The 21779-nt window shown below is 47.0% G+C and carries 22 protein-coding genes; 14 read left to right on the forward strand and 8 right to left on the reverse strand.

The window, feature by feature from the left end:
* Positions 1 to 50 precede the first annotated feature (50 nt).
* Both ASC49_RS13605 and rpe read right to left on the reverse strand, forming a co-directional pair.
* Positions 51 to 731: a phosphoglycolate phosphatase gene (locus ASC49_RS13605; protein ID WP_055463807.1), complete on the reverse strand. Its 681-nt coding sequence runs from the start codon at positions 729 to 731 to the stop codon at positions 51 to 53.
* Positions 728 to 1402, reverse strand: coding sequence for a ribulose-phosphate 3-epimerase (gene rpe / locus ASC49_RS13610; protein WP_055463808.1), 675 nt, complete (start codon positions 1400 to 1402; stop codon positions 728 to 730). Before rpe ends, ASC49_RS13605 begins: the two co-directional genes overlap by 4 nt.
* 74 nt (positions 1403 to 1476) lie before the next feature.
* On the opposite strand from rpe, the gene ASC49_RS13615 reads away from it, so the two are divergent.
* Positions 1477 to 2442 carry a DUF3530 family protein gene (locus tag ASC49_RS13615; protein WP_055463809.1) on the forward strand — a complete coding sequence of 322 codons (966 nt, stop codon included), beginning with the start codon at positions 1477 to 1479 and terminating at the stop codon, positions 2440 to 2442.
* Positions 2443 to 2479: 37 nt separating this feature from the next.
* Here the strand turns inward: ASC49_RS13615 and djlA are convergent, their stop codons facing one another.
* The gene (djlA, locus tag ASC49_RS13620) at positions 2480 to 3268 is read right to left on the reverse strand and encodes a co-chaperone DjlA (protein ID WP_055463810.1); all 789 of its coding nucleotides are present in this window, start codon (positions 3266 to 3268) and stop codon (positions 2480 to 2482) included.
* A gap of 126 nt (positions 3269 to 3394) precedes the next feature.
* Here djlA and ASC49_RS13625 point away from each other — a divergent pair, with 126 nt between their 5' ends.
* Genes ASC49_RS13625 through ASC49_RS20205 form a run of 8 tightly spaced genes read left to right on the forward strand, consistent with a single transcriptional unit; the run spans position 3395 to position 11343 of the window.
* On the forward strand, positions 3395 to 5659 hold the full coding sequence (locus ASC49_RS13625; protein WP_055463811.1) for an LPS-assembly protein LptD: 2265 nt from the start codon (positions 3395 to 3397) through the stop codon (positions 5657 to 5659).
* Positions 5659 to 6921 (forward strand): peptidylprolyl isomerase, encoded by a 1263-nt coding sequence (locus ASC49_RS13630; protein WP_245624721.1) that lies wholly within the window; start codon positions 5659 to 5661, stop codon positions 6919 to 6921. The genes ASC49_RS13625 and ASC49_RS13630 overlap by 1 nt, the downstream gene beginning before the upstream one ends.
* A gap of 16 nt (positions 6922 to 6937) precedes the next feature.
* The gene (gene pdxA, locus ASC49_RS13635; protein ID WP_055463813.1) at positions 6938 to 7930 is read left to right on the forward strand and encodes a 4-hydroxythreonine-4-phosphate dehydrogenase PdxA; all 993 of its coding nucleotides are present in this window, start codon (positions 6938 to 6940) and stop codon (positions 7928 to 7930) included.
* Positions 7931 to 8725 (forward strand): 16S rRNA (adenine(1518)-N(6)/adenine(1519)-N(6))-dimethyltransferase RsmA, encoded by a 795-nt coding sequence (gene rsmA / locus ASC49_RS13640; RefSeq protein ID WP_055463814.1) that lies wholly within the window; start codon positions 7931 to 7933, stop codon positions 8723 to 8725.
* Between the two features lie 2 nt (positions 8726 to 8727).
* On the forward strand, positions 8728 to 9105 hold the full coding sequence (apaG, locus tag ASC49_RS13645; RefSeq protein ID WP_055463815.1) for a Co2+/Mg2+ efflux protein ApaG: 378 nt from the start codon (positions 8728 to 8730) through the stop codon (positions 9103 to 9105).
* Between the two features lie 8 nt (positions 9106 to 9113).
* Positions 9114 to 9929: a symmetrical bis(5'-nucleosyl)-tetraphosphatase gene (locus ASC49_RS13650; protein WP_055463816.1), complete on the forward strand. Its 816-nt coding sequence runs from the start codon at positions 9114 to 9116 to the stop codon at positions 9927 to 9929.
* Between the two features lie 7 nt (positions 9930 to 9936).
* Positions 9937 to 10254: a thiosulfate sulfurtransferase GlpE gene (glpE, locus tag ASC49_RS13655; protein ID WP_055463817.1), complete on the forward strand. Its 318-nt coding sequence runs from the start codon at positions 9937 to 9939 to the stop codon at positions 10252 to 10254.
* A gap of 3 nt (positions 10255 to 10257) precedes the next feature.
* The gene (locus ASC49_RS20205) at positions 10258 to 11343 is read left to right on the forward strand and encodes a tRNA nucleotidyltransferase (protein ID WP_055463818.1); all 1086 of its coding nucleotides are present in this window, start codon (positions 10258 to 10260) and stop codon (positions 11341 to 11343) included.
* A gap of 5 nt (positions 11344 to 11348) precedes the next feature.
* Here the strand turns inward: ASC49_RS20205 and folB are convergent, their stop codons facing one another.
* Together folB and tsaD are read right to left on the reverse strand one after the other, a co-directional pair.
* Positions 11349 to 11702 (reverse strand): dihydroneopterin aldolase, encoded by a 354-nt coding sequence (folB, locus tag ASC49_RS13665; RefSeq protein WP_055463819.1) that lies wholly within the window; start codon positions 11700 to 11702, stop codon positions 11349 to 11351.
* A gap of 2 nt (positions 11703 to 11704) precedes the next feature.
* Entirely contained in the window at positions 11705 to 12745 is a 1041-nt protein-coding gene (tsaD, locus tag ASC49_RS13670; RefSeq protein WP_055463820.1) for a tRNA (adenosine(37)-N6)-threonylcarbamoyltransferase complex transferase subunit TsaD, read from the reverse strand.
* A 379-nt stretch (positions 12746 to 13124) separates the two neighbouring features.
* Between tsaD and rpsU the strand changes: the two genes are divergently transcribed.
* The 5 genes from rpsU to ASC49_RS13695 all read left to right on the forward strand — a co-directional run bounded on the left by rpsU (position 13125) and on the right by ASC49_RS13695 (position 19705).
* Positions 13125 to 13340 (forward strand): 30S ribosomal protein S21, encoded by a 216-nt coding sequence (gene rpsU, locus ASC49_RS13675; protein ID WP_055463821.1) that lies wholly within the window; start codon positions 13125 to 13127, stop codon positions 13338 to 13340.
* Between the two features lie 139 nt (positions 13341 to 13479).
* Entirely contained in the window at positions 13480 to 13926 is a 447-nt protein-coding gene (locus tag ASC49_RS13680) for a GatB/YqeY domain-containing protein (protein ID WP_055463822.1), read from the forward strand.
* 10 nt (positions 13927 to 13936) lie between these two features.
* Positions 13937 to 15964 carry a DNA primase gene (dnaG, locus tag ASC49_RS13685; protein WP_055463823.1) on the forward strand — a complete coding sequence of 676 codons (2028 nt, stop codon included), beginning with the start codon at positions 13937 to 13939 and terminating at the stop codon, positions 15962 to 15964.
* A 116-nt stretch (positions 15965 to 16080) separates the two neighbouring features.
* Entirely contained in the window at positions 16081 to 17934 is a 1854-nt protein-coding gene (gene rpoD / locus ASC49_RS13690; protein WP_055463824.1) for an RNA polymerase sigma factor RpoD, read from the forward strand.
* A gap of 373 nt (positions 17935 to 18307) precedes the next feature.
* Complete coding sequence (locus ASC49_RS13695; protein ID WP_055463825.1) at positions 18308 to 19705, forward strand: PhoH family protein; 1398 nt, start codon at positions 18308 to 18310, stop codon at positions 19703 to 19705.
* Positions 19706 to 19774: 69 nt separating this feature from the next.
* Here ASC49_RS13695 and ASC49_RS13700 read toward each other — a convergent pair whose 3' ends face one another.
* The 3 genes from ASC49_RS13700 to ASC49_RS13710 form a co-directional block, all read right to left on the reverse strand.
* Positions 19775 to 20311, reverse strand: coding sequence for an NADPH-dependent FMN reductase (locus ASC49_RS13700; protein WP_055463826.1), 537 nt, complete (start codon positions 20309 to 20311; stop codon positions 19775 to 19777).
* Positions 20312 to 20422: 111 nt separating this feature from the next.
* Positions 20423 to 21115: an aspartate/glutamate racemase family protein gene (locus ASC49_RS13705; RefSeq protein WP_055463827.1), complete on the reverse strand. Its 693-nt coding sequence runs from the start codon at positions 21113 to 21115 to the stop codon at positions 20423 to 20425.
* Positions 21112 to 21555 carry a YkvA family protein gene (locus ASC49_RS13710; protein WP_055463828.1) on the reverse strand — a complete coding sequence of 148 codons (444 nt, stop codon included), beginning with the start codon at positions 21553 to 21555 and terminating at the stop codon, positions 21112 to 21114. The genes ASC49_RS13705 and ASC49_RS13710 overlap by 4 nt, the downstream gene beginning before the upstream one ends.
* Positions 21556 to 21779 lie beyond the last annotated feature (224 nt).

The raw sequence follows: 21779 nt of genomic DNA on the forward strand, positions 1-21779 counted from the left end.
GACAATTACCTGCCCATTTATTAGAATTACCAAATAAAGCTAGCGCTAGATCACATTAACAGCTCAGCCAGATCATCGACCAATATATCGGCTTCAAGCTCGGTGAGATCCACACCATGATTGTAACCATAAGTGACCAATGCACATTTAAAGCCCGCCGCTTTGGCAGCGCGATAATCCGCAAGTGAATCGCCAATCATCAGACACTTTTCCGGCGTTGATTCAATGTCTTCCATACAATGCAATAACGGTACTGGTGACGGTTTTTTATCTTCTAGCGAGTCACCACCGAGCATCCAACTAAAGTAAGTAGAGATACCAAAGTGATCCAACAGCGGTTTAATAAACAAACTTGGCTTATTGGTAATGAGAGCAACTGGTACTTTTTGATATTTAAACGCTTTCAAAACAGGCTCGACATTGGCATATAAGGTCGAGCGCCCCGCTAAGTTCTCAAAGTACGCCTTTAAGAAAATCTTATAGCCTTCTTCAATGCGTGCTTCTGGCAAATTCGCCCACTCTAGGGCTTGTTGCACCAATTTAGCGGAGCCATAGCCAACCCAACCACGCACTCGCTCTTCACCCGCAGGAGCTCCACCTAGGGCCACCAAACTTTGGTCCAGCGCCGCAGCAATGTCCGGCACACTGTCCACCAGTGTGCCATCTAAGTCAAAACAAACTAACTCAGGCCAACCTTCAAACAATCGCTTTAGATGTTGTGGTGTTCTCATCGCTTCACGCCAGCCAGCTCGGCGCGCATCTGATCAATCACGGCTTTGTAATCTGGCTTACCAAAAATAGCCGAGCCTGCCACGAAGGTATCAGCGCCTGCTGCCGCACATTCCGCGATATTCTTCTCGCTCACACCACCGTCTACTTCAAGACGAATGTCGTAGCCAATTTCATCGATCAGGCGGCGAGCTTCGCGCAATTTATCCAAAGTTCCAGGGATAAACTTCTGACCACCAAAACCAGGGTTCACCGACATCAGTAGAATCATATCCACCTTGTCCATCACGTATTTCAGGTCATCTAGCGGTGTCGCAGGGTTAAACACTAGACCTGACTTACAACCACCGTCACGGATCATTTGCAAAGAACGATCGATGTGCTCGCTGCCCTGTGGATGGAACGTGATGTAGCTTGCGCCCGCTTCAATGAAATCACCAATCAAACGATCTACTGGTTTCACCATCAGGTGCACATCAATGTCCGCTGTCACGCCATGGTTACGCAACGCTTTACATACCATAGGACCAATGGTTAGGTTCGGCACATAGTGGTTGTCCATAACATCGAAGTGCACAATGTCGGCACCCGCTGCCAATACGTTGTCCACTTCTTCCCCTAAACGAGCAAAGTCCGCAGCTAAAATAGACGGTGCAATAAGAAAATCTTTCATATTTGTCTCCGGCAGTGACAGAATGTTGTTTGCGCAATATTCTAACAAGGCCAGTGACATAAGTATTGAATTCAATGAAGAAATTAACTCTGACAACATGGCTTTTGACACTGTCGCTAGGCAATGTTTGGGCCGAAGACCCACCCGCTCCTGAAACGGACACTGCTGCTGGTAGCAATACCGTCCAAGCAGATGTGCCGCGGGTTATGCCGACGCCACAGCAAACCCGTATCGCAGGGCTGATTGCTCGACTTAGTGAGAATGACAGCCATGAAATCGAAACCTTAAATGCCGATGGCACAGACTTCTTAGGTTTGTTCCGCGAGTCTGAAAGCGGTGATCCGCAAGGCTGCCTAGTCATGCTTCATGGTGACCATGGCCACCCTGATTGGCCGCAAGTAATCCAGCCACTTCGTGAAGCTCTGCCGATACATAGCTGGTGTACGCTATCCATTGAAGTCCCCGATATTGGCGGTCGTGCGACACCCGTAACGATCACAACGGGCGAAAACGATGGCGCAGCGCCGGAAGAGAACCCAACCTTACCTAATGAAGAAACGGTATTTGCCAGAATTGATGCGGCCGCACAGTTGATTCGCGATAAAGGTTACAGCCAAGTCGCTTATATGGGCTACCGTTCAGGTGCAGCCTATGCCTTGCGTTACACAGCAGAGCGTGGCACCACCAATCAGGCTTTGATACTGATTGAGCCACGCTCTTTTTCACCCGTGTCTGAATTCGAGCTGGCACAAAACATAGAGCGTTTACGCTTACCGGTGTTGGATTATTACTTTAACCGTACACCCCAAGATGAGCGTTTCGCACGCCAGCGCCAAGCCGCAGCCAACAAACGCACCAATCGACAAGAAGCCTACACACAAATTGATGCCTTGCCTGATGCCCGTTATGACCCAACGGGAAATAAGCGCTTAGTGCAACGGGTATGGGGATTTCTAAAACAAAATATCAATCAGCAAAGTCAACGAAAAGAGCTGCCTGAATTTGAGAAAGAACTGTTTTATAAAAGTCCATTAGATTGATCGCCTCACGCAGGTGAGACGATCAATGATGGCGAAGTTATTTGCGGGATTTTTTAATCAGCTCATAGGCCGACTGAATTTCTTGCGTGCGCTCTTTTGCCAGCTCAATCATTTCGTCTGGCAATCCTTGAGAGCTTAACTTGTCGGGATGATTCTGACTCATCAATCGACGGTATGCTTTTTTGATTTCAGCATCACTCATACTGGGCTCAACTTCCAATACATCGTATGCCGCTTTTAGTAAATCAGGAGAAGACTGACCTGAGGCTTGTTGCTGGTAGCCTTGATGAAAATGCGTCTGACGTTTAATTTGCTCATGGATAGCGTTGTATTCCGCTTCCGACATACCCAGCTTCAGGCAAATTTGGCTTAACAGATTTTTTTCTTCTAAAGAAAAATAGCCGTCCGCATAGGCAGAGAGCAGCAGCACTTCGACCAGAGAGCGGCGCATCATGCCACCACCCACAACGCTGTTAAAGCGATTAATAGCAGCATCCACATCAAAGCTTTCAGCTTTGCCTTGATTAAAAAGATCTTGCGCTTGACGCTGGGCATCCGTGGACAAACGCAAACGCTGCATTACCGCTTTGGCTAGTTCAATTTCTGCTTGAGAAACTTGACCATCCGACTTCGCCAAACGCCCCATTAATTGGAATAAGGTTTGGAAAAACACCTGTTGTTGTTCAAATAAAGACGCCCCTGTGCGACGGTAGCCTGTGCTGGTGCCTTTTGCTCGGTCAATCAACATGCCGATCACAAAACCGCCGATCAGGCCATAAAAGCCCATAAACAGCATCCCAACGATTGCCCCAACCCATTTCCACATAAAGATATTTCTCCGAATCGGTAGCCCCCTAGGGGGCGCATAGATTATTATTTGTCGACATTATGGACCGACATGTGCCGCGCTGTTGATCGCGCTAGCACGTAATAGAGATTTAGTATACTCCGCATGCCAAAGCATTTACGCTCTTACGCGCTATTATTTCAAAGTCTTTTCATCTTGCCTATGGCTCAGGCAAATGAGTGGGATTGGGTTCCGAGGGAATCGCTGAGCGAAGCACAGCAAGCGACTCTTAGCCAATACTGCCGTGGCGCTTACGTCGACAGCTGGCAGGTTATTGATGGCGACAATACTCACTTACTGGCCGATATGATCTATCGGGATGAGCAAGGCACCTTGTTTATGGATGGGGCTGCGACCCTGCGCCAACCATTGTCTCAGCTAGATGCCGATTCGATTAAAGGGGTTCCTGGCGAGTATTATCAAGCCAAAGGTGATGTCTCACTGCGCGCTGAAGGACAAATCATTCGTAGTGACAACGCTTATATCAGCTCAATGGACGGCAACCAAACTGCCCAATTTGATAACGCCAAGTTCTTGTCTCACAAAAGTCGCATCCGTGGTGAAGCGGGTGAAATCTCTCGTACCCGAGATGGCCTAATCTTTATTAAAGAAGGCTTTTACACCACTTGTGAGCCGGGTGAGAACAGTTGGCAGTTATACGGTTCGAGTATTGAATTGAATCCAGACAGCGGCTTTGGTACGGCCAAGCATGTACAGATTCGAATCCATGATATCCCAGTTTTTTATTTCCCGTGGTTACGCTTTCCTCTAGATACTCGACGACAATCCGGCTTTTTATTCCCAAGCTTCGGCATTAGCGGCAAAAGCTTCACTCTATCTGCCCCCTACTACCTTAATCTTGCACCGGAATATGATGCCACCATCACTCCGAATCTTGTGCTGCCAATCGGTGAAGCCGATCGAGATGATAAAGACCAAAATGGGCAAGGGATCGATATTGAGCTGCGCCACTTAAGTCGTTATGGCGAAACTCAGTTCGAACAGTCGACCTTTTACGATGAAAACGGTGACGAAGCGACGCTACGAAAATTCACCACGGATCAGCGTCTAACCGATTCCTTTGGTGTTGGTGCATATTTAGAAGATAACCCGACCGAAAACCGTGTTCCAGAAGCAAATAACACCAGTATTCAAGAAGAAGACCATTACGAACGCCGTGGCTACGCACGTTATAACCTCGGTAACTTCAGCTCCAACGTTCAAGTGCGTCGCTTCCAGACCCCGGATCCAGCGGAAGACAAGCCATTGGAATGGCTACCGCGTGTGAGTGCTTCTTATCGCTACGCTGATACGCAATACAGCTATCGCCCAGATATTGAATTTACCGACTTCTTCGAACCAGACAAAGAAGGTCAAGATGGTCAGCGCGCGGTATTAAACCAAGATTTTAACGCCCGTTTTGGCAATGAGTGGGGCGAAATCACCGCAGGTATGTTGCATCAATATCGTGATTACCAACTGCACGATTACGATAATGATCAAAACAACCGCGCCAGTGTTAACCACCTTTCCTATTACTTAGATACCAGCGTGGTGTTCGAGCGTCGTTTCAATGGCAATTGGCGTCAAACACTTGAACCGCAAATGAGCTACTTGTATGCGCCCTACGAAGCACAGTCGGACATTCCTGACTTTGACGCGAACGAAATGGAAATGACTTATGCTCAAGCTTTCTCGCACCGTCGTTTCAGTGGTAATGACCGTATCGGTGATACTGAACAAGTAGCTCTAGGCCTAGAGAGTCGCATTTACGATGACAACAACGTCAATCGCTGGACCCTACAAGGGGGTCAAGTGTTTTACTTAAAAGATCGTAAAGTCGGCATTGATGGCAACACTGGTGAGGTAGTGGATGACAGCACTCATAGTGCGGTGCTCACCACGGCCGCCTACAACGGTGACAATTTCACCCTAGCAAATCACTTTAACTATGATTTTGATGAAAATCGTGTAGATCTTGCGCAAAGTGCGCTGAAATATACCCCAGACAGTGGCTTTGTGTTTAATCTTAGTTTCTCATATCTATACGATGACAACGAAGATGATATGACCAAGCAATCGAGTTTTGGCACCATCATCCCAATTAATGACAACTGGCATTTCTTCCATCAGCAATCCTATGACTGGGTTGATCGCGAGCAGACCGCTCAAGTGGAAGGATTTGGCTATGAAAACTGCTGTATCAAAACCACTTTCAGTTACCAGCGTTGGCGTGATAACGACGGTCTCTTTGACGAAGGTGTTTTCATACAATTTATTTTACGTAGTTTAAGTGGCGTGGGTCGTACCAACTCGGACATCGACACCATCGCGGACGACTACTGGAACCAAGGCAAGGTCGGATATTAATGATGTATAAGAAGCTTATTTGCTCACTGTTAGTGACTTCCGCTGTATGGACTGCAACTCCAGTATTGGCTGAGCCAGTAAAAATTGACGGTTTAGCAGCAATCGTGGACTCACGTCCGATCTTAGATAGCGACGTCAGAACGCGCTTTCAGGTAGTAAAAGACCGTGTCCCCGGTGGCGTTTTGACGACGACCATCCATCGTCAAATCGTTACCCAACTGATTGATGAAGCCTTGCAGGTCAACTACGCTCGTAAGCAAGGTATTCGCGCCAGCTCACAGGAAGTCGATTCGGCGATTCTAACGGTGGCGGGTAACTTCCAGACAGATTTGGAAGGGCTGAAGCGAATGCTAGCGGGCCAAGGGGTCGATTACAGCACCTACCGTCAGCAAATTGAAAATGAAATCCTGATCAGTAAAGCACGCCAACAAGTGGCACAATCACGCATTTCCGTTACTGAGCAAGAAATCGACGATTATCTGCAAGGCCAAGCGGCCAATGGGCAGAACCAAGCCGAGTTCCGCCTACGCCACCTTGTAGTGCGAGCAACGGATGTAGCGGAAGCTCGCGCAAAAATCGAAGCCATTGCTAGCCAAATTCACTCTGAGCAAGACTTTATCAACCAAGCCATTGCAAATTCAGAAGGCCAATTCGCCATTCAAGGTGGTGATCTAGGGTGGCGCAAAGCCAATGAACTGCCGCGCTTATTCACTCAAGCCATCAACACCCAACCACAAGGCACACTGATTGGTCCATTGCAAAGTAATGCTGGTTTCCACTTATTGTGGGTAGTGGATAAACGTGCGAAAGACGTCGCCATCCAGAAACAAACGAAGGTTAGCCACCTACTGCTTCGTCCCAATGAAATCCGTAACGACGAACAAACGAAAGCCTTGGCAGAGCAACTCTACAACCGCCTAAAAAATGGTGCTGACTTTGCCAGCATTGCCCGCGAATACAGTGAAGACCAAGGCTCAACCCTTCAAGGTGGTGATCTAGGTTGGGTGACGCCTGGAACTATGGTGCCGGAATTTGAGAGCAAAATGGACCAAACAGCCGTTGGTCAAATCAGCCAACCATTCCGCTCACAATTCGGTTGGCACATTTTAGAAGTCGATGGCCGTCGTCAAAATGACATCAGTGATCAAGTAAAACGACGCAATGCTGAGCGCGCTATTATGACCCAAAAACAGGACTTTGTGCTGGATAACTGGTTATCCGAATTACGCGCAGATGCCTTTATTGATCGTAAAGGCGAGTAAGCTTTAGGAGAGAAATGTGAGTCCACGTATTGCCATCACTTCTGGTGAACCGGCTGGTATTGGCCCAGATATTATCCTGTCTGCGTTGCAAGATAACTTCGCCGCGCAACTTGTGGTGGTGGGCGACCCTGAGCTGTTCCGCCAACGCGCTAAACAGCTGGGTCTAGCGCTGAACATTAAGGTCTGCAACAACCTTTCAGAGTTAACGGATCATCAAGCGGGTGAGGTACAAATCTTGCCAACACCATTGAGCGCCGAGGTTGAATGCGGACAGCTGAATGTAGCGAATGCTCCTTATGTGCTAGAAACACTCCGTATCACCGGCCAAGGTTGCTTGGATGGCAACTTTGATGCAGTGGTGACACCGCCAGTTCATAAAGGTGTGTTGTGTGAAACGGGGGTACATTTCTCTGGTCATACGGAGTTTTTCCAAGACCTATGCAACAGCCCGCAAGTGGTCATGATGCTGGCGAGCCAAGCCATGCGTGTGGCCTTGGTGACAACGCACTTACCGTTAAAAGACATTCCTGCGGCGATCACGCCAGAGACGCTCAAAACGGTCACCCGTGCCTTGCACCACGACCTAAAAACGCGCTTTGGCTGTGACGAACCGCGCATTCTTGTGTGTGGTTTAAACCCCCATGCAGGCGAGGACGGTCACTTGGGTCGTGAAGAAATCGAAGTAATCAACCCGACCCTAGAGGAGCTTCGCCAAGAAGGCATCAAACTGATCGGCCCACTCCCGGCCGACACCTTGTTCCAAAATAAATATCTAGAGCAAGCCGACTGTGTGTTGGCCATGTATCACGATCAAGGCCTACCTGTGTTAAAGTATTCCGGATTTGGCAATGCGGTGAACATCACCCTTGGCCTACCGATTATCCGAACTTCCGTTGATCACGGAACGGCTCTCGATCTTGCGGGAACCGGACAAGCGAGTGATGGCAGCTTAAAAGTTGCCATTGAAAATGCTATCACCATGGCAACAAACGCCCAAAAAAGACATTAAATGAGCAAATCACATCCCCACAAAGCCCGTAAACGCTTTGGCCAAAACTTTCTACATGATATGGGCATTATTCGCCGTATCGTTGCATGCATCGCCCCAAAAGAAGGCCAACGTATCGTTGAGATCGGCCCGGGTAAAGGTGCATTAACTGAAGGCATTATCAGTGTCACCAAACGCATGGATGTGGTGGAACTTGACCGTGACTTGATTCCGATCTTGCGCGTTAACTTATTCCGTTACCCAGAGCTGAATGTACACGAAGCCGACGCGATGAAGTTCGACTTCGAAAGCCTAGCCACAGAAGGCAACATCCGTGTCGTCGGCAACTTGCCATACAATATCTCTACACCATTGATTTTCCACTTATTAAGCTTTGCTGAGAAAATTGATGACATGCACTTTATGCTGCAAAAAGAAGTCGTAGATCGCCTTGCCGCACGTCCAGGGGATAACTTATATGGACGTCTAAGCGTCATGGCACAATATTATTGCCGTGTTGAATCACTATTTATCGTGGGGCCAGATTCGTTCGATCCACCACCGAAAGTAGACTCAGCGATTGTACGCATGGTGCCACACAAGACGCTTCCTTTTGTCGCAAGTGACCTTAAGATGCTAGAAGACATGGTTCGCATTGGCTTCCAGCAACGCCGCAAAACTCTGCGTAATAACTACAAGGGCGTCCTGAACGACGAAGACTTCGCAGCATTGGGTATTGATCCATCATTGCGCCCAGAGCGTTTAGACGTAGAAGACTTTGTCAATATTGCCAATCATGTGAGTAAAAGGGACTAAGCATGCAGTCAGAGCACGATATCGTGGTCACCGTCCGTACCGAGTATCTAGAAGAGCAATCAACGCCCGAAGACGATCGTTATGTGTTTGCTTATCACATCACTATCACCAACTGTGGTACGGAATCTGCAAAGTTATTATCACGTCATTGGATCATTACCAATGGCAATGAGAAGGTACAGGAAGTAAAAGGCGCTGGTGTCATCGGTGAATACCCCTATCTAGCACCGGGTGACTCATACGATTATAGCAGTGGCACCGTACTTGAAACCGTGGTTGGTGTGATGCATGGTAGCTACCGTTTTTTAAGTGATGACGGCACGGAATTTGATGCGCCCATCGCGCCTTTCACGTTAGCGGTGCCTAATCAAGTTCATTAAGGTTTACTATGTCTACCTACGTTATTGGTGACTTACAGGGCTGCTTTACGCCACTGTTAAAATTGCTTGAGCAAATTCAATACGACCCCGATGCGGACTCCCTTTGGTTCGCAGGTGATCTAATCAACCGCGGCACAGAGTGTTTACAAACCTTGCGTTTCGTCAGTTCACTCGGCGCTAAAGCAAAAGTGGTCTTAGGTAATCACGACTTGCATTTATTAGCGGTAGCCCATGGCTTTGCAACGTTAAAGCGCGGCGATACCCTGCTGAACATTCTGCAAGCCAGTGATCGTGATGAGCTAATGGAATGGCTACGCCAGCAACCCCTGTGCCATTATGACCCCGACTTTAAGGTCATCATGACCCATGCAGGCGTACCCCCATGCTGGGATATTGAGCAGACACTACGCCTCAGTCGCGAAGTTGAATCGGTGCTGCGCTCAGACCAGCTAGAGGAATTTCTTCAGGTCATGTATGGTAATAAGCCGGATACGTGGTCAGAAGACCTTACTGGTATGGATCGCCTACGTGCGATCACCAACTATCTGACCCGTATGCGTTTTTGTCGTGCTGATAGCAAACTGGATTTAAAATCAAAAGAAGGTCCAGCGACCGCTCGTAAAGGTTACGCCCCCTGGTTCTTACAACCAAGTAAATTGCCACAAGAAACACGCGTGGTGTTTGGCCACTGGGCAGCACTTGAAGGCATTACCAATACACCTAACATCTACGCATTAGATACTGGGTGTGTTTGGGGTGGCGCCTTGACTGCCTTGAGACTGGACGATAACCAGCGCTTTAGCACTCCCTGTAACTTAGCCTGAGAGAACCATGAGCACTTATTCTTGTATTGATATTAATGACGCCCTTCCAATTATTGAAAACGCAGTTGTGGTCGATATCCGCGACGAAGCTAGTTTTCAATCAAGCCATATGAACTCTGCGATCAACTTGAACAATGATAATGTTCAAGCATTTATTGCTAGCACTAATAAAAGCGTTCCTGTAATCGTTTGCTGCTATCACGGTAATAGCAGTAAAGGCGCCGCTGAATTTTTAGCTAGCCAAGGGTTTGAAGAAGTTTATTCGCTAAATGGCGGCTTTAGTCAGTGGAGCGCCATGTACCCAGATCAGTGCGAACAAGGCTAATCGATGCAACACGAGCAAAGCGTATTCTTAGTCGGTGGAGCGGTTCGCGATGAACTGCTCGGCCTTCCGGTAAAGGACCGAGATTGGGTGGTCACAGGTAGCACACCTGAGCAAATGCTGGCGCAAGGCTATCAACAAGTTGGCAAACAGTTCCCTGTATTTTTACATCCTCAGACCAAAGAAGAATACGCCCTAGCCCGTAAAGAACGAAAGCAAGGTGTCGGTTATACCGGCTTTGTCTGCGACTTTGCTCCGGATATTCGTTTGGAAGAAGACCTAGAGCGCCGCGACCTTACCATCAACGCCATCGCCAAAAGTAATGATGACCGTTTGATCGATCCCTTTAATGGCCAACAAGATTTACGAGATCGCATCCTGCGTCACGTCTCGGAAGCTTTTGTTGAAGACCCTCTTCGGGTATTGCGGGTGGCACGTTTTATGGCCCGCTTTGCAAACTTTGGCTTTCAGATTGCACCAGAAACCAAGGCTTTAATGACAGAGATCGCGAGCTCTGGTGAACTAGACAGCCTGACGCCAGAACGAGTCTGGCGAGAAACGGAAAATGCACTACAAAGTCCAACCGCTCATGTGTATTTCGATGTCTTAGCCGAAGTTGGCGCTTTATCCCATCTGTTCCCTAAACTGGAATACCAAACACAGGTGTTCGCAAAAGATTGGGACAAGCACGCACGCTGGAGCTTGATCACAGCGCACACCCCTATTGTCGCGTTAGCAGAGTTAAATGCGCATTTGCGCGCGCCTAATCAATTCTGCTGGTTTAGTGAGCAAAGCCGTCTCTTTGTCGAGGCAAACCCATTGCCATTACCCGCCACTGTTTGGGAGCCTTGGTTAACCAGTGTCGCGGCAATCAAAAAGCCACAACCTTTTGAGAAGCTGGTCAGTATTCTCGCCCATTTAACACAAACTGATGTGGAACATTGGTTAGCCCTGCGCACGGGGATCGCTAAGATCAACGCTCAGGTGCTGATTAAGCAGGGGTACAGTGGTGCGGAGTTGGGACAAGCATTAAAGCAAACGCGAATTGAAGCCCTCGAAGGGCTTAGCAATCCGCTGCTGCTAAAAGGCTAACTAAACTAAGCGCTACGACGAATTTTCACCCCAACAGCGCGAGCAGAAGGCACTGCACCGGGTTTACGTAACGTCATAGTGATTGTGGTGAGACCAAAGCGATCAATCAGCACCGCACACAAACGCTCTGCCAAGGTTTCGATTAGCTCAAATTGGTGCTCTTTACAGAACCCCACAATGGCATTGGAAATCGCTTCATAATCCAGTGTTTTATTGATGTCGTCATTTGCTGCTGGTACACGATTGTCGTGCTCCATTTCAATATCAAACACCAACTCTTGCCAGATTACCTTTTCCCATTCGTATACACCGATGACAGCTTTTGTGTGGAGACCTTCAATAAAAACGATGTCCTGCATACTTAAATTTCCTCGTTAATATCAGGCAAATCCGCTAGCGGCCAGCGCGCTCGGATGGATAGATTAAGCGGCGAATGCTGCCCAGCAAGCAAACGTTGAGCCCCCGCATAAGCGATCATGGCACCGTTATCGGTACAGAACTCAGGGCGCGCATAAAATACACTGGAGTTAATTTTTGCCAATTGAATCTCCAACTGGCTTTGCAAACGTTTATTGGCACTGACACCACCGGCAATGATCAATTGCTTTAGGCCTTCTTGTTCCAACGCGCGGCGACATTTAATTACCAAGGTATCTACTATCGCTTGTTCGAACGCTAAAGCAATATCAGCCTGAAATTGATCATTAAAAGCATCACGATCCAGAGCATCGTGCACTGCCGTTAAAAATGCGGTTTTCAAGCCACTGAAGCTAAAATCCAAACCTGGACGATCGGTCATTGGTCGCGGAAACTTAATGCCTGCATCAGGGTTGCCATCTTGCGCTAGCTTAGCGATATAAGGGCCGCCTGGGTAAGGCAAGCCAATCATCTTCGCGGCTTTATCAAAGGCTTCACCCGCCGCATCGTCTAAAGATTGACCTAGTAGTTTGTACTGTCCAATGGCATCTACGCGCACTAACTGGGTGTGCCCCCCCGAAACCAGTAACGCAATAAAGGGCATTTTCGGCTGTTTTTCTTCTAACATCGGCGCCAACAAATGACCTTCCATATGGTGCACGCCCAAAGCTGGAATGCCTAATGCGTAGGCCATGGAACGACCAATGGTAGCACCAGCCATTAAGGCCCCTACTAACCCCGGTCCGGATGTGTAAGCCACCGCATCCAAATCCGATTTTTTTAGATTGGCATCCGCAAGCACTTCATCAATCAAAGGTAAGGTTTTACGCACGTGGTCGCGCGATGCTAATTCTGGCACAACACCACCATACTCGGCATGCTGTGCAATTTGAGTGTAAATCTTGTGCGTCAGAAGACCTTTTTCCGTATCGTAAATGGCGATACCGGTTTCATCACAAGATGTCTCTAAGCCTAAAACTTTCATGGTATTCCTACGCTATTCGCTAATGCTGGGCATTGTACCTCAAACTGTTTGGACAACGTAGGCACTATTCGCATCGAAATGCCGGTAAGTTTGTAAAGCATTAGACAAGGCCGTTCAATTCCTGTACCATGCGGCCCGATTTGATCGTTTATTAAAAGGCAGGTGATTTTTTCCGTCCCTCTCCCTTTAAGACTCTACAATTAGAGCTAGGGATCGCTAAGTCAGGGGCACCCAAAGAGAATTTTGTACAATATTTGGGTACACACACTGTGAAAGCCGCACATTACGGCTCGTACCAATTTATTTTATGTTGAAAAATCGGTATGATTCGCGCCGTTTTGTGTATACAAACGACTAAATTACTTATAGGTAAATAGATATGCCAGCAGTTAAAGTTAAAGATAACGAACCATTTGACATTGCACTACGTCGCTTCAAGCGTTCTTGCGAAAAAGCAGGTATCCTAGCTGAAGTTCGTCGCCGTGAGTGCTACGAAAAACCAACTACTCTACGCAAACGCGCTGCAGCTGCTGCTGTTAAGCGTCACGCTAAGAAAGTATCTCGCGAACAGAAGAAATTCCAACGCTTGTACTAAGCAATTGTTGATTGCTTTTCATTAAGCAATACCGATTGCAGTAGAGTGAAAGTTTTACGATAAAAAATCGGCTAGTTGTACAACTAGCCGATTTTTTTTGCTTCAATAACACGATTGCCCATTCCTAAGGAAGACAACCATGTCAGAATTGAAAAAACTAATCTCCGATACCCTTAAAACCGCTATGCGCGCTAAAGAAAAAGAGCGTGTGACCATCATTCGCTCTATCCAAGCTGAGATCAAACGCGTGGAGGTAGATGAACGCATCGAAGTTGAAGACGACCGTGTATTAGCGATTCTGGATAAAATGGTTAAGCAGCGCAAAGACTCCTTCCAGCAATTCACGGACGGTGGTCGTGAAGACTTAGCGGAAGTTGAGAAGAAAGAGATGGAAGTCATTGCAGAATTCCTACCGCAGCAACTTACCGAAGAAGAAATTACAAACATCGTCAAAGCAGCGATTGCAGAAACAGGTGCTACCAGCATGCAACAAATGGGTGCAGTAATGGCCATCGTTAAGCCACAGGTTCAAGGCCGCGGCGATATGTCTGTAGTGAGCAAGCAAGTTAAAGCATTGTTAGGCTAATACACAGACCATGGCGGGACGCATTCCAGATCAATTTATTGATGAGCTATTGGCTCGTACCGACATTACCGATGTCGTAGCGTCTCGCATCACCCTAAAAAAGACTGGGCAAAATTACTCTGCTCTGTGTCCGTTTCATAACGAAAAATCCCCTTCTTTCAGCCTCAACCCGAACAAACAGTTTTACTACTGCTTTGGCTGTGGTGCCGGTGGTAACGCCATTTCCTTTGTCATGGAACATGATCACCTCGACTTCGTTGAAGCCATCGAAGTGCTGGCCAAAGACGCAGGCATGGAAGTTCCACGAGAGCAAGGCGTACCAGATCGTTATGAGCAAAACAGCGAACTCCTAAAACGTTTGAGCGAGTGCGCGACCTATTTCCAAGAGCAACTGACCCAAAGTCCGCATAAGGACAAAGCACGGCATTATTTAGCTAATGAACGTGGCTTAACTGGCCAAATTGCCAAAACTTATGGCTTAGGCTTTGCACCCCCTGGATGGGACAATCTTCTCAAAAAGCTAGGCACGCGTGCCGAGCATCAAGAGCAGCTGCTACAGGGCGGTATGCTGGTCGAGAAAAAAGAGCAAGCAGGTCATTATTACGATCGTTTCCGTGATCGTATTATGTTCCCGATTCGAGATTCTCGTGGTCGTGTAATTGCCTTTGGTGGACGAGCGTTTGGCGACGAAAAGCCAAAATATCTCAACTCTCCAGAAACACCTGTATTCCATAAGAACTTAGAGCTTTACGGCCTCTACGAAGCCAAACAAAACACACCTGTGCTGGATCACATCATTGTGGTGGAAGGCTACATGGACGTGATTGTGTTGGCTCAATACGGTATTACCAATGCGGTGGCGACCCTTGGTACATCAGTCAACAGCCAACATTTCAAAAAATTGTTCAAGCTGGTGGATAAAGTCACCCTATGTTTTGACGGTGATAAAGCTGGCCGTGGGGCCGCGATTCGAGGTCTAGAAGCTACCTTGCCCGTGATTCAAAACGGCAAACAGGTTCGCTTCCTATTCTTACCCGAGGGCGAAGACCCCGATTCCCTCGTGCGCAAAGAAGGCACCGAAGGCTTCTTAAATCTATTAGACGATTCCTCATCTCTGGCCCATGTACTGTTTGAGCATGCTCGCTCATTGGTGACGTTAGCAGATGAAGAAGGCGAAGCCCAGTTTACTCAAAATGCTATGGCGCTAATCCAAAGCATTCCAGCGGAAGCTACACTACGCTCATTACTAATCAAACAGCTGTCGGAACAGTCCGGATTAAGCTCTGAGACGCTGACGGCAAACGCCCCCGTTGCACGCCATTACGATCACTCGCAGCCAAGCAGCTACACTCCGCAAACCTCTGATCAACTGCATTACGATGATTACGGCTATGATCAAATGGACGTCGGTTATACGCCCCATGATTACGAGGATGCAGGCTACACACCTTATCCTGATGCGGGTAATGCTCCGGTCACTGGCAACAAATCCGGATTTGGTCAAAAAGGCCTATTTAAAGGTAAAAAGGATCAGGGCAAGTGGCAAGGCAAGTGGCAAGGTAAATGGCAGTCTAATGAGCGAGAACACTTCGCTCCTTTATCACAGCAACCAAAGCTAGGACGCGTAGCGCATGCCACGCTTTGTTTACTTATGCACCCTGCCATCGCACAAGAAATAGACGTCCCCGACCCACTTTTATCTGGCGACACACCTGAACGCCAAGCCTTTAGTCGCGTCTGGCGTTATTTTGTTAAGCATCCAACCCATAATGCTGGACATTTTTTATATCAGGAACGCAATCAAGAACTGCTGTACACGATTTACGAATTATTAAACCATCCAGATGCCAGCACCAAACAGAAATTAGGCAATGCCAAACAAGAAGTTCTCGATCTAGTTAATCTTCAATCTGATGCACTGGGATTAAATTCTAGTATTCAGCGCTTGAAAAACCGTGGCAATGACGCCATTAACAATCCTGAAGCACAACAAGAGCTGCGCGCTTTAATGGAACAGTTGCGTAAAAAGAAGTCATAATTACTGACTAATTATTACCCAATAAAGAATAGAATATCTGGATAAAATCCAAGATTTTTGTTATAATACGCGGCTTGCAAATCTCCCAAACGAATTTCTAAACGATAGGTTGTCGAATGCCAGACACTCAACAGTCACGTCTTAAAGAGCTGATCGCCAAAGGTAAAGAACAAGGTTATTTAACTTTTGCCGAAGTTAATGACCACCTACCTGATGACCTTTCTGATCCAGAGCAGGTTGAAGAAATCATTGCCATGATTAATGACATGGGCATCGTGGTTTCTGAATACGCGCCTGATAAAGAAAGCCTTCTGATGGAAGAAGGTGACTCAACAGATGACGACGCAGCGGAAGAAGCTGCCGCAGCCCTAGCGGCTGTAGAAGGTGATGTAACCCGCACCACCGACCCTGTACGTATGTACATGCGTGAAATGGGTACTGTAGAACTATTGACTCGTGCCGGCGAGATCGCCATTGCTAAGCGCATCGAAGAAGGCACACGTGAAGTCATGGCGGCGTTGTCATACTACCCTGGCGCCGTAGAAGTATTGCTTGATCACTACGACAAAGCCCTTGAAGAAGAAGGTCGCCTGAGCGATATCTTTAGCGGCTTTATCGATGGCGATGGCGAAGAGCCTGTTTTTGAAGAGCTTGAAGAAGCGGTTGATGTAGTAGACGAAGACGCTGCTAGCGACGACGACACAGATACCGACGAAGAAGACGGCGATTCTGAAAGCGATGAGAATGAAACAGAAAGCGGTCCAGATCCAGAAGAGACAGCACTTCGTTTTGGCGAGATTCGTCGTGCTCATCGTGAGCTGGCTGCATTGCTTGAGCAACATGGCCGCGCACACCCAGAAGTAGCAGCTAAGCAAGAAGAGCTAAGCATCATGTTTGCGCCGATCAAACTGTCACCAAAGATTTTTGATGACCTGATTGAGCGTATTCGTTCACGCATGGACAAATTGCGTGAGCAAGAGCGTCTGATCATGCAACTGTGTGTACGTAAAGCGAATATGCCACGTACTGAGTTCTTGAAGTTGTTCCCAAACAACGAAACCAACCAGAACTGGATTCAAGAACGTATTGACTCAGGTGCCAATTACGCAGATGGCTTACAGGCTAACGAAGCTGAATTTATGCGTTGCCAGCGTAAACTACGCGGCATTGAAAAAGACACTGGTTTGTCAATTGCGGAATTAAAAGAGATCAACCGTCGTATTTCGATCGGTGAGACACGTGCTCGTCGTGCGAAAAAAGAAATGGTGGAAGCCAACCTACGTCTGGTTATTTCGATCGCGAAAAAATACACCAACCGTGGTCTACAATTCTTGGACTTGATCCAAGAAGGTAACATCGGTCTGATGAAAGCGGTAGATAAGTTCGAGTATCGTCGTGGTTACAAATTCTCGACTTACGCAACTTGGTGGATTCGCCAGGCAATCACCCGTTCGATTGCCGACCAAGCACGTACTATTCGTATCCCTGTGCACATGATTGAAACGATCAACAAGTTGAACCGTATCTCTCGTCAAATGCTACAGGAAATGGGTCGTGAAGCGACGCCAGAAGAACTAGCTGTTCGCATGGACATGCCTGAAGACAAGATCCGTAAAGTACTGAAGATCGCTAAAGAACCGATCTCTATGGAAACCCCAATCGGTGATGACGAAGATTCACATCTAGGTGATTTCATCGAGGACGATGGCGCAGTATCACCAAGTGATACCGCAACGATTGAAGGTTTGAAAGAATCAACGACTATGGTTCTTGCTGGTCTTACTGCTCGTGAAGCGAAAGTACTACGTATGCGTTTCGGTATCGATATGAACACTGACCACACTCTTGAAGAAGTGGGTAAGCAGTTCGACGTTACCCGTGAGCGTATCCGTCAGATCGAAGCAAAAGCGTTACGTAAACTACGTCACCCAAGCCGTTCTGAGCACCTGCGTAGCTTCCTAGACGACTAATCAGTTATCTAACACATTGTTTAAAAAGCCCTTTATGGTAATACCCTAAAGGGCTTTTTTTATAGCCTATCCCACCTAATAGCCCATGTATTATTTTGTATCAGCACTTCACAGTTGTCGTCTTTTTGTCATACACTGAAAATATGCTCAAGGTAATACAGAGTTTGCTTGTCCTTATGTTAGTGAATGCAGTTAACGACAAGGCGCACAAGAAACACCTCCATCCACTCGGGAAGCGTGATACTTAATGACTCAGAGACCTCAGCCCCACTTCCCTTCTCGCGCATTCACCATATGTACCACTTGGCCGCATTCCTCTTATCGACAAGCCAAGCAAAAGGATTTTTATCTCTAAATAGAGGAGAGAAGTACTATGGAAAAGATCTATGTTTTAGATACCAACGTGTTACTTCATGACCCAATGGCTATCTATGCCTTTGCGGAGCATAAAGTCGTCATTCCGATGACCGTCCTAGAAGAGTTGGATGAGATTAAAGATCGCAGAGATAAAGACGTTAGCCGTGAGGCCCGCTTAGCCATCAACATCATCGATAAAATCGTTAATGATGCCACGCCAAAAGAACTGCAAGATGGGGTACCGATTCACGGCCCAGAATCAGAGCAAGTCGCCAAAGCCCACGGCACTCTTGCGATATTCCCCGATCAACAAATTACCCATATGGACAATGTACCGTTTTTAAACGGCAACCATCATCACGCTAACGACAACCGTATTATCAATGTTGCACTGAGCCTACAAGCCACCAACCCGCGCGCAAGTGCCTGTCTAGTGACCAAAGACATCAATATGCGTATCAAAGCCAAAGGCTCTGGACTTGAGCGTGTGGAAGATTACCGAAAGGACAAAGTCCTCGATGATGTGGATCTTCTAAACAAAGGCTATATCGCTATTGAAGGACGCTTTTGGGACAACATTACAGAGGTTAATACCGAAACTCATGGTGTACACACCGTCCATAAGATTCAAAAAGCAGAGCTACCACAAGAACTCTATCTCAACATGTTCGTGATAGATGACGAAGAATTTACCGGTTTCGTTGTCAATCTGGATGACAAGTACGCTTATCTACTCGATATCCATCGCTCAAGCTTAATGCATCAGTCTTTCTGGGGCATTACGCCACGCAATCTAGAACAAGCCATGGCATTTTATCTATTACGCCATGATAACAGTGACATGATGATTATGACGGGCCCAGCAGGCTCTGGTAAAACCTTGTTAGCACTGGCTTATGGTTTACATGTCACCATGGAAGAAAAACGTTTCAATAAAATTATTGTAGCGCGCTCTACGCCGCCACTGGCAGAAGACATTGGTTTTTTACCAGGCACCGAGGAAGAGAAAATGGCACCTTGGTTGGCAGCATTTGATGATAACCTAGAAATCTTACACGGCAGCGATGAGCATGCCGTCAGCAGCATTGACTACGTCAAACAAAAAGCCAACATCCAGTTCAAATCTCTAAACTTTATGCGCGGCCGTTCGTTCAACAATGCCTTGATCATTGTCGATGAGGCGCAAGGTTTAACGCAGTTTCAGCTTAAATCTATTGTCACGCGAGTAGGATCAAACTCTAAAATCATTGTCTTAGGTAACTTGGCTCAAATCGATAACAAATACATTACACCACTCACCTCAGGCTTAACCTACCTAGTGGAGCGCTGTAAGGCCTTCAAATACGCCAGTATCATGCATGTGAATGGCATCGAACGCAGTCGCTTGGCTGAGTTTGCCGAGGAAAATTTGTAATCTTTAGAATTTCAAACAACAAAAAGCGGCCATTAAGCCGCTTTTTAAAATCATCGAACACTGTATAAATTATTCAGACAGACCTGAAAGAATATCTTTAAGTTTCTCTACCAACTCTTCGTTTACCAAAACACCTTTATCCGTATCGAAGTTGTCGTTAAACGTAGGCACAGATAAGCTGCCTTTTAGATCCATAGCAAAGAAATCGGCTGAACCAACCGCGCTGGCTAATACACTGCTGGCGCCACCAGGGCCGGGAGACGTTGCTAGCAGAACCGTTGGCTTGTTCTGATAGACTTTCATGTCGATGCGTGATGCCCAGTCAAATAAGTTTTTATACACCGCTGCGTATGAACCATTATGTTCAGCAAACGAAATAATCACAGCGTCAGCGGCACCAATTTTATCGAAGAACTGTTGAGCCAACGGATGCATACCGTTTTCCGTCTGGCGCTCGATACTGTAAAGCGGTAATTCGTAATCGTTTAGATCCAGCACTTCAACTTCAGCACCCGTATTTTGCGCCACGATGTTGGCTGCGTGAGTCACTAGTTGTTTGTTGATTGATGCTTTGTGGTTCGTTGCAGCAAAGGCTAATACTTTCACAGGTAATCCCTCAGATGTGTTGTAAAAATAGTTATTAACAATGGACCTTAAACATAGCACGCTTTTAAGGATCAAATATGGCAAAAGAAAACCAGATAGTTAATGGATTATTTACTTTAATGCAAAAGTAACCGCTGCGTTCGCATGAATCTCTGTGGTATCAAACAACGGAGTATCTGTATCAGCCTGGGTGACCAGCATGCCAATTTCAGTACATCCTAGTATCACCGCGTCGGCGCCCTGCTCTTTTAATGCTTCAATAATGCGTAAGTATTCTGCTTTTGAGGCATTCGTTGTAATGCCAACGCATAGCTCTTGGAAGATCACTCGGTGGATCAGAGCCCGATCTTCTGCTTTGGGTACCAATACTTCTAGATCGTGCCGCTCGCTTAAACGGCCTTTATAAAAGTCTTGCTCCATAGTGAATGCTGTTCCCAGCAGCCCGACTCGTTTAACGCCTGCTTGCTTTAAAGCCTCACCGGTGGCATCTGCGATATGGATAAGTGGAATGGAAATCGCATCATCAATGTCCTCTGCCACTTTGTGCATGGTATTGGTACAAATTAGCAGACAGTCCGCTCCCGCTGCTTCGACTCCTTGGGCAGCTTGAGCCAGTATCTCTCCTGCCTTGCGCCAGTCTCCGCTTTGTTGGCAGGCTTCAATTTCAGCAAAATCCACACTATTCAGAACCAGCTTGGCAGAGTGAAGACCGCCTAGGGCTTCTTTCACACCCTCATTAATGGCCCGATAATATCCCTGTGTGCTTTCCCAGCTCATACCACCTAGTAATCCGATTGTTTTCATTCTGACTCCGTTTCTCCCATTAATTGTTCCACTTTGACCTTAGCTTTTTCTTTGACTCCCTCATCGATTAAAGAAGCCACGGCAATCAAGGCACTGCTGATCAAACTGATGTCATCACTGTAACCGAAAAATGGCGTCAAGTCGGGGATCACATCAATCGGCGTGAGCAGATACCCCAACGCCCCATAGATTGCTGCTTTTTGTGCCAGGGTACAGTCCTTATGTTGGGTGGCGTAATAGAGGCTGAATACTTTCTCTAATCCCGCTCGCCCGATGCGGTTGGCATAGCGTTTACATTTTTGCCAAAAGTTGAGCTCATCATATTTTACCGCATACTCTTGCGCTGCTTGATCTAGTGAAATAGGTTCTTCGGCGATAAAGTCGCGATTCTTGTCCTTAGACTCTGCGCACTTTCGAAATTGAAATCGACTAAACTGCATAGCCACCTCCTATTTTTCGTTGATGTAGTCAGCCTGACATACTCTCTGTGAAAAGCCATAGATAAGCCTATCAATTCATAAATTAAGCCCGTTTTTTTCCTCATTTAACTCGGCATTAGAGTCCATTAAATCCGCCAAACCAAATACGAAAATGGTATAATTTTCAGTCAATCAGAAGCCCCTACGGACCCTCTTCCGCTTGGCTTTATTTTTTTCTTGGAAGG

Origin of the sequence: Marinomonas fungiae (assembly GCF_001418205.1) — a bacterium.
GTDB classification, from domain to species: domain Bacteria; phylum Pseudomonadota; class Gammaproteobacteria; order Pseudomonadales; family Marinomonadaceae; genus Marinomonas; species Marinomonas fungiae.